At 56.3% G+C, this 13026-nt stretch carries 10 protein-coding genes, 2 tRNA genes and 1 rRNA gene; 1 reads left to right on the top strand and 12 read right to left on the bottom strand.

Annotated features, from left to right (window positions below):
- Positions 1–240: 240 nt before the first annotated feature.
- The 9 genes from ATI02_RS20805 to ATI02_RS20760 form a co-directional block, all read right to left on the bottom strand.
- Positions 241–316: transfer RNA gene (locus ATI02_RS20805), tRNA-Ala, on the bottom strand.
- A 30-nt stretch (positions 317–346) separates the two neighbouring features.
- A tRNA-Ile gene (locus ATI02_RS20800) sits at positions 347–423 on the bottom strand.
- Between the two features lie 162 nt (positions 424–585).
- Positions 586–2122: ribosomal RNA gene (locus ATI02_RS20795) — 16S ribosomal RNA — on the bottom strand.
- A 541-nt stretch (positions 2123–2663) separates the two neighbouring features.
- On the bottom strand, positions 2664–3287 hold the full coding sequence (gene msrQ / locus ATI02_RS20785; protein ID WP_100847208.1) for a protein-methionine-sulfoxide reductase heme-binding subunit MsrQ: 624 nt from the start codon (positions 3285–3287) through the stop codon (positions 2664–2666).
- Entirely contained in the window at positions 3287–4300 is a 1014-nt protein-coding gene (gene msrP, locus ATI02_RS20780) for a protein-methionine-sulfoxide reductase catalytic subunit MsrP (RefSeq protein ID WP_100847207.1), read from the bottom strand. Before msrP ends, msrQ begins: the two co-directional genes overlap by 1 nt.
- A gap of 63 nt (positions 4301–4363) precedes the next feature.
- Positions 4364–5221, bottom strand: coding sequence for a CDP-diacylglycerol--serine O-phosphatidyltransferase (gene pssA, locus ATI02_RS20775; protein ID WP_095189260.1), 858 nt, complete (start codon positions 5219–5221; stop codon positions 4364–4366).
- 145 nt (positions 5222–5366) lie between these two features.
- Entirely contained in the window at positions 5367–6383 is a 1017-nt protein-coding gene (gene ilvC, locus ATI02_RS20770) for a ketol-acid reductoisomerase (protein WP_003228216.1), read from the bottom strand.
- A gap of 47 nt (positions 6384–6430) precedes the next feature.
- The gene (ilvN, locus tag ATI02_RS20765) at positions 6431–6922 is read right to left on the bottom strand and encodes an acetolactate synthase small subunit (RefSeq protein WP_003176102.1); all 492 of its coding nucleotides are present in this window, start codon (positions 6920–6922) and stop codon (positions 6431–6433) included.
- Positions 6923–6924: 2 nt separating this feature from the next.
- Positions 6925–8649: an acetolactate synthase 3 large subunit gene (locus ATI02_RS20760; RefSeq protein ID WP_095189343.1), complete on the bottom strand. Its 1725-nt coding sequence runs from the start codon at positions 8647–8649 to the stop codon at positions 6925–6927.
- Between the two features lie 400 nt (positions 8650–9049).
- On the opposite strand from ATI02_RS20760, the gene ATI02_RS20755 reads away from it, so the two are divergent.
- Positions 9050–9466, top strand: coding sequence for a DUF4124 domain-containing protein (locus ATI02_RS20755; RefSeq protein ID WP_095189261.1), 417 nt, complete (start codon positions 9050–9052; stop codon positions 9464–9466).
- Between the two features lie 101 nt (positions 9467–9567).
- Here the strand turns inward: ATI02_RS20755 and ATI02_RS20750 are convergent, their stop codons facing one another.
- Genes ATI02_RS20750 through mrcB form a run of 3 tightly spaced genes read right to left on the bottom strand, consistent with a single transcriptional unit; the run spans position 9568 to position 12993 of the window.
- Complete coding sequence (locus ATI02_RS20750) at positions 9568–9903, bottom strand: YqcC family protein (protein WP_095189262.1); 336 nt, start codon at positions 9901–9903, stop codon at positions 9568–9570.
- Positions 9903–10652: a tetratricopeptide repeat protein gene (locus tag ATI02_RS20745; protein WP_100847206.1), complete on the bottom strand. Its 750-nt coding sequence runs from the start codon at positions 10650–10652 to the stop codon at positions 9903–9905. Before ATI02_RS20745 ends, ATI02_RS20750 begins: the two co-directional genes overlap by 1 nt.
- 16 nt (positions 10653–10668) lie before the next feature.
- The gene (gene mrcB, locus ATI02_RS20740; RefSeq protein ID WP_100847205.1) at positions 10669–12993 is read right to left on the bottom strand and encodes a penicillin-binding protein 1B; all 2325 of its coding nucleotides are present in this window, start codon (positions 12991–12993) and stop codon (positions 10669–10671) included.
- Positions 12994–13026: the final 33 nt, after the last annotated feature.

Below are 13026 nucleotides of genomic sequence, written 5' to 3'. Positions count from 1 at the left end.
CCCCAAGCAATCTGGTTATACTGTGAAGACGACATTCGCCGAAAATTCGAATTTCTCAATTAAGAGAACTCACAAATTTTACCTTAGCCTGATCCGTTACCAGTGAAAGTAACGTTCAGTCTATCTTTCTATCACATACCCAAATTTTTAAAGAACGAACTAGTCAAAGACTAGAAATCAACATTCACCATCGAATCGATGGAATGCTCATTTCTAAGCTTTATACTTCAGAAGCAGTAGTGGTGGAGCCAAGCGGGATCGAACCGCTGACCTCCTGCGTGCAAGGCAGGCGCTCTCCCAGCTGAGCTATGGCCCCGTATTTCTACAGGCGTTTCCCACACAAAATTGGTGGGTCTGGGCAGATTCGAACTGCCGACCTCACCCTTATCAGGGGTGCGCTCTAACCAACTGAGCTACAGACCCAATTTCGAGCTACTAAGGCCGACCTCACCCTGCTCTTAACCACAAAGCATGGGGTACGCTCTAACCAACTCAGCTACAAACCGATACAGGCTGCTTCTTTCGTCTTCTTCAATGAATCAAGCAATTCGTGTGGGAGCTCATGCAGCAGCTGATGTCGTCGATTAAGGAGGTGATCCAGCCGCAGGTTCCCCTACGGCTACCTTGTTACGACTTCACCCCAGTCATGAATCACACCGTGGTAACCGTCCTCCCGAAGGTTAGACTAGCTACTTCTGGTGCAACCCACTCCCATGGTGTGACGGGCGGTGTGTACAAGGCCCGGGAACGTATTCACCGCGACATTCTGATTCGCGATTACTAGCGATTCCGACTTCACGCAGTCGAGTTGCAGACTGCGATCCGGACTACGATCGGTTTTATGGGATTAGCTCCACCTCGCGGCTTGGCAACCCTTTGTACCGACCATTGTAGCACGTGTGTAGCCCAGGCCGTAAGGGCCATGATGACTTGACGTCATCCCCACCTTCCTCCGGTTTGTCACCGGCAGTCTCCTTAGAGTGCCCACCATAACGTGCTGGTAACTAAGGACAAGGGTTGCGCTCGTTACGGGACTTAACCCAACATCTCACGACACGAGCTGACGACAGCCATGCAGCACCTGTCTCAATGTTCCCGAAGGCACCAATCCATCTCTGGAAAGTTCATTGGATGTCAAGGCCTGGTAAGGTTCTTCGCGTTGCTTCGAATTAAACCACATGCTCCACCGCTTGTGCGGGCCCCCGTCAATTCATTTGAGTTTTAACCTTGCGGCCGTACTCCCCAGGCGGTCAACTTAATGCGTTAGCTGCGCCACTAAGAGCTCAAGGCTCCCAACGGCTAGTTGACATCGTTTACGGCGTGGACTACCAGGGTATCTAATCCTGTTTGCTCCCCACGCTTTCGCACCTCAGTGTCAGTATCAGTCCAGGTGGTCGCCTTCGCCACTGGTGTTCCTTCCTATATCTACGCATTTCACCGCTACACAGGAAATTCCACCACCCTCTACCATACTCTAGCTTGTCAGTTTTGAATGCAGTTCCCAGGTTGAGCCCGGGGATTTCACATCCAACTTAACAAACCACCTACGCGCGCTTTACGCCCAGTAATTCCGATTAACGCTTGCACCCTCTGTATTACCGCGGCTGCTGGCACAGAGTTAGCCGGTGCTTATTCTGTCGGTAACGTCAAAACAGCAAAGTATTAATTTACTGCCCTTCCTCCCAACTTAAAGTGCTTTACAATCCGAAGACCTTCTTCACACACGCGGCATGGCTGGATCAGGCTTTCGCCCATTGTCCAATATTCCCCACTGCTGCCTCCCGTAGGAGTCTGGACCGTGTCTCAGTTCCAGTGTGACTGATCATCCTCTCAGACCAGTTACGGATCGTCGCCTTGGTGAGCCATTACCTCACCAACTAGCTAATCCGACCTAGGCTCATCTGATAGCGCAAGGCCCGAAGGTCCCCTGCTTTCTCCCGTAGGACGTATGCGGTATTAGCGTTCCTTTCGAAACGTTGTCCCCCACTACCAGGCAGATTCCTAGGCATTACTCACCCGTCCGCCGCTGAATCCAGGAGCAAGCTCCTTTCATCCGCTCGACTTGCATGTGTTAGGCCTGCCGCCAGCGTTCAATCTGAGCCATGATCAAACTCTTCAGTTCAAACATCTTTGGGTTTTTAAGAAACCCTAAACTTGGCTCAGCAATCGTTGGTTACATCTTTGATTTCTCGCGGAGTAACTTGTGATGCTGATAATCTTGTTGACCATCAGTCTGACTCCACAAGCACCCACACGAATTGCTTGATTCAGTTGTTAAAGAGCGGTTGGTTAAGATCTTTCGTCTCAACCGAGGCGCGCATTCTACAGCAGCCTCATTTGCTGTCAAGTGATTATTTTCAGAAGTTTTCGAAGAATTCTTCAACAACTTCAACCACTTGCGCTTCCGATCTCTCGTTAGCGGGAGGCGAATTCTACAGCGTTACACGCTGCTGTCAACACCTCTTTTTCTCCGCTTTCGACCGAGAAGATCGAACCGTTAAAAGAGCCAAACATTATCGCTCTTTCAACTCCTTCCAGGCTTCGATGAACTGAAGCAATCCGCTATCGAAAACCGTATAACTCATTGAATCTCAAGGAGTTTTCCGTTTCGACTGCGCCGGAAGTGGGGCGAATTATAGACTTCCAGAATCTGCCGTCAACCGTTAATTTCGCTTTTCTTGCAGAATCTGTTTTTTAGCCAATAAACGCGGGATTCGACGAGCAACAGGAGGAATACGCAGCAACAGAAGCAGACCGCCTATAAAGGCATAGATCGCCCATTCCTTGAGATCAGCCCGAACGATCCACAGCATATGCAGCAATCCCAGCCCCAAAATCACGTACACCAGCCGATGTAACTTCTTCCAGCGAACACCCAACCGGCGCTGACTGTAGCGATTGGACGTCACCGCCAATGCCAACAACCCTAGGAAACCCAGCGCTCCGACAATAATGTACGGCCGCTTACGCAGCTCTACCCCTAGTTGGGACCAATCGAACCCCAGAATAAATGCCATGTAGCTACATAGATGTACAACCACATAGGCAAAACACCAAAGTCCCAACTGCCGACGGACTGCTATCCACCCCGCCCAACCGGTCAGCTTCTGTAGAGGGGTCATGCTCAACGTGATCAGCAACAGCACCAACGTACCGAGTCCCAACCGATCAACCAGCACCTTGCCCGGATCCGGGCCGAGCAACTCGGCAAAAGCCTGATAAAACCAAAGCAACGGCCAAATCGCCGCCGCTATAAAAACGCCTACACGCCATAACGGATATCGCATCAGTAGTTCTTCCGCAGATCGAGCCCTGTATATAAAGAAGCGACTTCATCTGCGTAGCCATTGAACATCTGGGTATCGCGCACATTCGGCTTGAACAGACTGTTCGGTAACCGGCGCTCCCGTGCTTGCGTCCAACGCGGGTGATCAACCGTAGGGTTCACGTTCGCATAAAACCCGTATTCATCCGCCGCAATACTCTGCCATGTCGTCTTCGGCTGCTCGCTGACCAGACTAATCCGTACGATGGATTTGACGCTCTTGAAGCCATATTTCCATGGCACCACCAAACGCAGCGGCGCGCCGTTCTGATTAGGCAATTCGCGGCCATACATGCCCACCGCCAGAATCGCCAAAGGATTCATCGCCTCATCCAGGCGCAAGCCTTCTACATAAGGCCACTCGATCAAGGCAAAGCCAGAGCGCTGCCCCGGCATGCTTTTGGGATCCTGCAGTGTCTCGAAACGGATGTACTTGGCTTTGGAGGTCGGCTCGACCTGTTTGAGCAGCGCCGAAATAGGAAAGCCGATCCACGGAATAACCATCGACCACGCTTCAACACAGCGCAGGCGGTAGATGCGCTCCTCCAACTGATACGGTTTCATGAAGTCTTCCAGCGCATACCGCCCTGGCTTACCCACCTCCCCATCTACCACCACACTCCAGGGTTCGGTTTTCAGCGAGCCAGCATTCGCCGCCGGATCACCCTTGTCGGTTCCGAACTCATAGAAGTTGTTGTAGTGGGTGGCGTCTTTATAAGGTGTGATCGCCTCATCCTTGACGTTGACTGCTCCCCATTTAGTAGAGGGCAGCTTTTCGGTGAACCATGCAGGCGCCTTGCCCGGCTCGACATCGGCATACCGCGCCGCATCGTCGGCATTGGCCCAGCGCGGCAGGCTGCTGACGGCGATACCGGCAGCAGTGGCCCCCAATAATTGGCGGCGAGAGAGATAAATGGCTTCAGGCGTGACATCCGACTCGTGGCAATCGGACGCTTTGGGGACTTTGATCAACATGGCAACTCCGCAGCTTTGGAGGACAGATGCACCCATAGACTGCGGAGTATGCGGGAAATTACATCACTCGGCTTTTTTGTGCCGACGAAGATGCAACAGGTACTGCACAGGGCCAGAAGCGGCGTAGGCGAGGAACACCAGCAGCAGAATGCGCGGCGGATCGCTGAAGACCACGGCGAACACCAGCACCACCGCAAGGATCGCCACGAACGGTACGCGGCCCTTCAGGTCCAGCTCCTTAAAGCTGTTGTACTTGATGTTGCTGACCATCAGCATGCCGGCGGCCGCCACCATCAACGCGACCAGGAACGACATCTTCGAACCCTGAATGCCGTAATCGCTGAATGCCCAGACAATCCCTGCCACCACACCAGCAGCCGCCGGACTGGCCAGACCGATGAAATAGCGCTTGTCCGCAGTGCCAACCTGAGTGTTGAAGCGCGCCAGACGCAACGCCGCACCCGCCACATAGATGAAGGCGACCATCCAGCCGACCTTGCCCATGTCACCCAGTGCCCAACCGAAGGCCAGTAACGCCGGGGCGACACCAAAGGCGACCATGTCGGACAGCGAGTCATACTCGGCGCCGAACGCACTTTGCGTATTGGTCATGCGCGCCACTCGACCGTCGAGACCGTCGAGCACCATGGCGACGAAAATCGCGATCGCGGCGAAGGCGAAATACTTGCTCGCGTTCGCCGAGTCCCCGGCGCTCAACGCAGCCTGGGCGCTCATCGAGTTGATGATGGAATAGAACCCTGCGAACAGGTTCGCAGTGGTGAACAGATTCGGCAGCAGATAGATACCACGATGCCGGACTTTACGACCTTCTGCGTCGTGCCCTTCTTCGATGTGTTCATCGATGGGCAGCAGGCTTTCGGCGTCAGAAGCCTTGCTCGGCTCTTCGGGACGTTCGCTCATGGACATTACCTTGCAACGGTTTGAAGAAATTTCGACAGATGCTTGAGGACGACAGTTCGGCCACAAACGATGCAGCTTTATACCAGAACCACCGACGCAAACGAAAAAACGCGGCCGAGGCCGCGTTTTTCGTACAAGGGACGACTTAGTTTTTGGCTTTGTCGACGATCTTGTTGGCACCGATCCACGGCATCATGGAGCGCAGTTGCTCGCCGATGATTTCGATACCGTGAGCGGCGTTGTTACGACGCTTGGCGGTCATCGAAGGGTAGCCGGTTGCGCCTTCGCTGATGAACATTTTGGCGTATTCGCCGTCCTGAATACGTTTCAGGGCGTTGCGCATGGCCTGACGGGATTCGGCGTTGATCACTTCAGGACCGGTCACGTACTCGCCGTATTCAGCGTTGTTGGAGATCGAGTAGTTCATGTTGGCGATACCGCCTTCGTACATGAGGTCAACGATCAGCTTCAGTTCGTGCAGGCACTCGAAGTAGGCCATTTCCGGCGCGTAGCCAGCTTCAACCAAGGTTTCGAACCCGGCTTTGACCAGCTCAACGGTACCGCCGCACAGAACGGCTTGTTCGCCGAACAGGTCGGTTTCAGTCTCGTCCTTGAAGGTGGTTTCGATGATGCCGGTACGACCGCCGCCAACACCGGCAGCATAGGACAGTGCAACGTTTTTGGCGTTGCCCGATGCGTCCTGGTAGATCGCGATCAGGTCGGGGATACCGCCACCCTTCACGAACTCGGAACGCACGGTGTGGCCCGGGGCTTTCGGCGCGATCATGATCACGTCGAGGTCAGCGCGCGGAACAACCTGGTTGTAGTGGATCGCGAAGCCGTGGGAGAAGGCCAGGGTGGCGCCTTTCTTGATGTTCGGCTCGATTTCGTTCTTGTACAGCGAGGACTGGAACTCGTCCGGGGTCAGGATCATGACCAGGTCGGCCGCAGCAACCGCGGAAGCAACGTCGGTCACTTTCAGGCCGTGAGCTTCGGCTTTGGCAACGGTGGCCGAACCTTTACGCAGACCAACGGTAACGTCGACACCGGAGTCTTTCAAGTTGCACGCCTGGGCGTGGCCCTGGGAACCATAACCGATGATGGCAACTTTCTTGCCCTGGATGATCGACAGGTCGCAGTCTTTATCGTAGAAAACTTTCATGAATTTCCCCTATATATCCAGGCCGTTCAGGCCATTCGCTAATTGGTTTAGATGCTGAGTACTTTGTCGCCGCGGGCAATGCCGGTCACGCCGCTACGGACGGTTTCCAGAATCGATGCGGTGCCGATGGACTGAATGAAGCTGTCGAGCTTGTCGCTGGTACCGGTCAATTGAACGGTATACACGCTGGCGCTGACATCGACGATCTGTCCACGGTAAATATCGGTAGTGCGTTTGATCTCAGCGCGCTGCGCGCCAGTGGCCTTGACCTTGACCAGCATCAGTTCGCGCTCGATGTGAGCACTTTCCGAGAGGTCCACCAGCTTGACCACTTCGATCAGCTTGTTCAAGTTTTTGGTGATCTGCTCGATGACTTCATCGTGGCCAACGGTGGTCAGCGTCAGACGCGACAGGGTCGGGTCTTCGGTCGGGGCCACGGTCAGGCTTTCGATGTTGTAGTTGCGCTGCGAGAACAGGCCGACTACGCGAGACAAAGCGCCGGGTTCGTTTTCCAGAAGCAAGGAAATAATGTGCCGCATGATTAAGTACGCTCCGTCTTGCTCAGCCACATATCGCGCATCGAGCCGTCTTTGATCTGCATCGGGTAGACGTGCTCGCTGGTGTCGACCGAAATATCGATCACGACCAGGCGATCCTTCATGGCGAACGCTTCCTCCATCTTCGACTTCAAATCTTTCGAATCGGTGATGCGCACGCCAACGTGGCCATAGGCTTCAGCCAACTTGACGAAGTCAGGCAGCGATTCCATGTACGAGTGCGAGTGACGGCTGCCGTAGCTCATGTCCTGCCATTGACGCACCATCCCCAGAACACCGTTGTTCAGGATGACGATTTTCACTGGCAAGCCATATTGCAGGCAGGTCGACAGTTCCTGGATGTTCATCTGGATACTGCCTTCACCGGTGACGCAGGCAACGTCGTCATCCGGGAAGCTCAACTTGATACCCATGGCCGCCGGGAAACCGAAGCCCATGGTGCCCAGGCCACCGGAGTTTATCCAGCGGTTAGGCTTGTTGAACGTGTAGTACTGCGCAGCGAACATTTGGTGCTGACCCACGTCGGAGGTGATAAAGGCATCGCCCTTAGTCACTTCGCACAGGGTTTCGATCACGGTCTGCGGCTTGATCTTGCTGCCGTCGCCCTTGTCGTAAGGGAACAGGCCGCGATCACCGCGCCACTCATCAACCTGCTTCCACCAACTGGCCACGGACTCCTTGTTGGGGGTCTCGCCGATTTCCTTGAGGATCGCGACCATTTCGGTCAGGACGCTCTCGACAGGGCCAACGATTGGCACGTCAGCCTTGATGGTCTTGGAGATCGAAGCCGGGTCGATGTCGATGTGAATGATCTTGGCGTTCGGGCAGAACTTTGCCGGGCCGTTGATCACGCGATCGTCGAAACGCGCACCGACCGCCAGGATCACGTCAGCGTGGTGCATCGCCAGGTTGGCGGTGTAGCTGCCGTGCATGCCGAGCATGCCGATGAACTGACGATCAGTACCCGGGAAACCGCCCAGGCCCATCAACGTATTGGTCACGGGCAGATTGAGCATTTTCGCCAGTTCAGTCAGCGGTGCGGAACCGTTGCCCAGAATCACGCCGCCGCCGGAGTACAACACAGGGCGCTTGGCCGCCAGGAGCATTTCTGCCGCCTTGCGGATTTGCCCGGAGTGACCGCGAACGGCGGGGCTGTAGGAACGCAGCTTGGCTTTCTTCGGGAAGATGTATTCGAACTTCTCGGCCGGGTTGGTCATGTCTTTCGGGATATCGACCACGACCGGGCCCGGACGACCGGATTGCGCCAGGTAGAAGGCCTTCTTCATGACTTCCGGGATTTCCGAAGCGTGCTTGATCATGAAGCTATGCTTCACGATCGGCCGGGAGATACCGATCATGTCGGTTTCCTGGAACGCATCGGTGCCGACCATGGTGCTTGGCACCTGACCGGAAATGATCACCATTGGAATCGAATCCATATAGGCCGTGGCGATACCGGTGATGGCGTTTGTGGCGCCTGGACCGGAAGTCACCAATACCACGCCGGCTTTACCGGTGGCACGGGCGTAGCCGTCAGCCATATGGGTCGCCGCTTGTTCGTGACGAACCAGGATGTGGGTCACTTCCGGTTCTTTGAACAGGGCATCGTAAACATGCAGGAGAGCACCACCCGGGTACCCGTAGATATATTTGACGCCTTCGTCACGCAAGAAGCGGACGAGCATCTCACCGCCAGATAAAAGCTCCACGTTGTTCACCTCTAAAACGCCAGAATACCGCCCACGAAAAATGGGACGGGTCTTAATAGGTTTACTTCTCGGCAGAGCATGAGCGACGGTGGTCGCCGACTACGTCAGCACTGACTGAGCAAGTATTGGGATCGTCCCAAGTGTTGCGGGCCTTTCCCACCCAGCGCGAGGTAACGCGTTGCGGGTGTAACAGGTCGGCGCGGATGTGCGCCTCATGATCTACCGAGTGGGTCTGCTTCTGGCAGTCCCTCTACAGCGGACTTTGGATTCTTCTGTTTCGCCCTCTCCAAGTCAAGTCGTCTATGTGGTTAATTGTGGGTAAGCACATGAGAACGCAAGAAAAAACCTGAAAACAGCTACTCTGTTAGCGTCAATTGCGCAATTTTGCCAAGGAATCAGCATGCGAATGCTTCTGTTAACCCTGCTGATCGGCCTCAGCCCGTGGTGCATGGCCGCTCAAATCTACAAATGGGTCGACGCCCAAGGTGTCACACACTTCGACGCGCAGCCACCACAGGGCCAGCCGTCCACCATCGTGCAGCCCCCCTCCTCGCCTGCGCCGAAACCTGCGGTTACGCCGGGCAGTGGTGTACTGGGGGATCAGAAGGCCATCGATAGCAAGATCAAGAAACAAGTCGCCGATCAACAAGCGCAACTCAAGGCGTTTTGCGAGCAGGCACGCACGAACCTGGCGCAATTGCAGAACAATCCGCGTTTGCGTGAGGAAGTGGAGGGAGAAACGCGTCGGCTAGACGATGCACAACGACAAGAGCGCATCGTCGAAGCGCAGAAGCAGATAGCACAGAATTGTGAATAGATACCTGTAGGACCTGCCGCAGGCTGCGTTCTCTTGATCTTTGCTTTCAAGAACAAGATCAAAAGATCGCAGCCTGCGCCAGCTCCTGCATGGGATCGGCGCTAGCGCGAAGCGGTAATCAGCAGGTCGAACTCTTTGAGCAGGACCTGCAGTTGCCGATCCTTGCCCTGCAAATTGCGCTGGGCGAAGACCATTTCCGCCATTTCCTGAATGCCCGAGGCGTTCGGCAGCGGCAGATCCTGCTCGAGGATCATCTTCATCCGCGGCAGGAAGATCCATTGCAGCCACTGCTCGAAATCGAGCGTGTCGACCGAAAACGGCTCGACACTGCTCAAAGCCTCAACAGACGGCGAGACTTCATCCCACCATCCCTGCGTACGCAGCTCACGTTCGATCAGCAGCAACTGATCGGCGATTTTCGGGAACCGAACATCCATCACAGCGAAACCTTGGCCTTCTGACGGGCCTGAGCAGCGCCAGCGGAATCACCCTGTTTCTCACGGGATTGGGCGATGATGTCCCACAGGTTGGCTTGCAGGTCTGGACGACCGTTGGCCATGGTCAGGGCACGACGGGCGAACTGTTCGGCTTGCGGCGCATCGCCTTGGGCCATACGCACCTGCGCCAGGCGATAAAGCACTTGCGGCTCACGCGGGGCAACACGCTGCGCACGCTCCAGGCTGGAAGACGCACCATTGAGATCGCCACCGGCCTGTTGCTGTTGGGCGGTGGTCAGCAAGGCGAGTACCGGACCATCCAGTTGCTCGTCTGCCGACAGACCGCCGCCACTGCTGGCCGAAGGAATGCCGCTTGGCGTCGAAGGCATGCTGTAGCTGCCGGAATTGACCGGTGCCGACTGAACCGACGACGGGTTGTACGGCCCCGACGTAATACCGCCGGACGCCGGGCCCGGAACGATCGGCGCAGCGCTGATCGGTGCCGATGTTGTCGCACCGCCACCCGGCACCATCACCACGACACCCGTGTCGCCTTGTGGAATGGCTTGAGTCTGAGCCTGCACAGGACGCTTGACCGTGGTTTGGCGGAAGCCGCCATTGGCGGAAATACGTTCACTGTTGGACACGGCCGTGCCCGAATCGACTACCGGGATCGAACCACGCTGTACGGTAGAGCAGCCGCTGAGCAAAGCCACGGCGGTCACCGCTGGAATCAACCACTTGTTCACTTGAAACCCTCTTTGCTTAATTCATCCAGCCCTTGACCCAATCCATCACCGACTCGCCAGACGCAGGCGTTTCGCTTGCACATGCAGCGCCGGGTGGTGGTTCGCTGCCGCGAATATACGGCATCTGCACCGCCCCCGGGCAGTTGGCATCAGAGCCTTGCCCGGTACGCGAATCAACCCACGCCTGCACGACGTTGTCCGGCTGCGGCATGTCCAGCGGCAGCGGATCGGCCTTGCGCATGAAACTGGTCCAGACCTGCAACGCACCGGTGGCCCCGGTGAACGGTGTCTTGCCGTTGTCATCGCGACCCAGCCAGACCACCGCCAGCAAGTCCTGACTGAAACCGGCGAACCAGCTGTCACGCGAGTCGTTACTGGTACCGGTCTTGCCGGCCAGCGTCAGGGTTTTCGGCAGCACGTTATAAACCGAACTGCCGGTACCTTCGCGCATCACGCGCTGCATGGCGTTCTGGATCAGGTAGATGGACGCCGGATCGAAACGTTGCTCGATCTGGAACGGATACCGTTTGAGCGGCTCACCTTCGGCGGTCAGTACGCTGCGAATCCCGCGCATCGGCGTATTGAAACCACCGTTGGCGAGGGTCTGGTACATGGTCGCCACTTCGATCGGGGTCATGCCGCCGGCACCCAGCAACATCGACGGAAATGCCGGAAATTCACGGGTCACGCCCAGACGCCCGAGCGTCTTGAGGACATTCGGTACGCCCACCTCAAGACCCAGACGCGAGGTCGACAGGTTGTAGGAATGCGCCAGGCCTTGATAGAGGAAGACTGTGCCGTGGGAACGACGATCATAGTTCTGTGGTTTCCACACCTGACCGTTCGCACCTTTGACCGACAACGGATCATCCGACAACCAACTGGTCAGGGTGTATTGGCTCGGTTTTTCCAGCGCAGTGAGATACACCGCTGGCTTGATCAACGAGCCGATCGGCCGCACCGCATCCAGCGCGCGGTTGAAACCGGCATAACTCGCCTGTCGGCTGCCGATCATCGCCTGGACTTCGCCGGTTTCCGGATTGGTCACGACCATCGCCGCTTCAACGTCATCGGAGCCTTTGCGCCCGGACAGACGTTTAAAGGTGTCGTTGACCGACGCTTCGGCTTTCATCTGCAGGATCGGGTCGAAACTGGTGAAGATCCGCAGACCTTCTTCGGTCAAGTCTTCGTCGCGATAGTCTTCGCGCAACTGGCGTTTGACCAGATCGATAAAGCCCGGGAAGGAGCTGTCGGCCAGTTTGCCGCGAGTGGTCACGCCCAATGGCATTTTCTTCGCCGCTTCAACCTGCTCCGCGGTTGCCACGCCTTGTTGCTCAAGCACGTCGAGCACCAGATTACGACGCTCAAGTGCACGCTCGGGGTTGCGACGCGGGTTGTAATAGGACGGGCCTTTGACCATGCCCACCAGCATCGCGACCTGATGCAACTTCAGTTCGGACAGAGGCTGGCCGAAGAAGAACTGACTGGCCAGACCGAAACCGTGCACCGCGCGCTGACCGTCCTGACCGACGAAGACTTCGTTGAGGTAGGCCTCAAGAATTTCTTTCTTGTCGTAATGCAGCTCCAGCAACAGCGCCATCATCGCTTCGGTGAGCTTGCGGGTCAGGCTACGTTCATTGGTCAGGTAGAAGTTTTTCACTAACTGCTGAGTCAGCGTACTGCCGCCCTGAGTCATCTTGCCGCCCGAAGTATTGACCCAGATGGCGCGGGCAATCGACTTCGGCGACACGCCCCAATGGCTATAGAAATCGCGGTCTTCGACAGCGACCAGAGTTTCCAGCAGGTATGGAGGCACCTGATCGAGCTTGATCAGAATGCGGTCTTCGAGATTCTTCGGATAAATCCCGCCGATCATCAGCGGTTCAAGTCGAACCACCGACAGTTTCGAGCCGTTGGTGGCCGACAACTCGGCGACGTAATCGCCCGAGAAGCGCACGCGCACCGGTTGCGGTTTCTCCAGGCCTTCATAGAACTGGAAGCCACGGGTATTCAGATCGACGGTATTGCCGCTGACCGCTGCGGCACCCGGGCCGTTGCTCACGGCTTCGCGGCGATAGCCGAGGGCGTCGAGTTCGGTGAGAAAATCGTCCTTGCTGAGCTTTTGTCCGACGAACAGCTCGAGCGGGCGCGCGTATACCTTGGCCGGGATGGTCCAGCGCTTGCCGGAGAACTTCTCCTGCACCACGGCATCGAGGTAAACGGCGAAGCCGGCCAGCACCACAAGGCCGACCAGGCTGAGTTTAATGGCCCAGCCCAACCACGGGCGCAGGCCCTTGGCAGGTGGTTTTTTCTTGGTACGGGGGGATCGAGTTCGAGTCATGGCGGCGGATTATACGCACTTTATTCATACTCA

The sequence above is a fragment of the Pseudomonas baetica genome (assembly GCF_002813455.1).
Lineage (GTDB): Bacteria > Pseudomonadota > Gammaproteobacteria > Pseudomonadales > Pseudomonadaceae > Aquipseudomonas > Aquipseudomonas baetica.
Note: the sequence above shows the minus strand (reverse complement) of the source record. Positions and strands in the feature narration are given on the sequence as shown.

Bases quoted from the DNA above. Each gene is read 5' to 3' on its own strand.
- msrQ (WP_100847208.1), bottom strand. From the start codon at position 3,287: ATGCGATATCCGTTATGGCGTGTAGGCGTTTTTATAGCGGCGGCGATT.
- msrP (WP_100847207.1), bottom strand. From the start codon at position 4,300: ATGTTGATCAAAGTCCCCAAAGCGTCCGATTGCCACGAGTCGGATGTC.
- pssA (WP_095189260.1), bottom strand. From the start codon at position 5,221: ATGAGCGAACGTCCCGAAGAGCCGAGCAAGGCTTCTGACGCCGAAAGC.
- ilvC (WP_003228216.1), bottom strand. From the start codon at position 6,383: ATGAAAGTTTTCTACGATAAAGACTGCGACCTGTCGATCATCCAGGGC.
- ilvN (WP_003176102.1), bottom strand. From the start codon at position 6,922: ATGCGGCACATTATTTCCTTGCTTCTGGAAAACGAACCCGGCGCTTTG.
- ATI02_RS20755 (WP_095189261.1), top strand. From the start codon at position 9,050: ATGCGAATGCTTCTGTTAACCCTGCTGATCGGCCTCAGCCCGTGGTGC.
- ATI02_RS20750 (WP_095189262.1), bottom strand. From the start codon at position 9,903: ATGGATGTTCGGTTCCCGAAAATCGCCGATCAGTTGCTGCTGATCGAA.
- mrcB (WP_100847205.1), bottom strand. From the start codon at position 12,993: ATGACTCGAACTCGATCCCCCCGTACCAAGAAAAAACCACCTGCCAAG.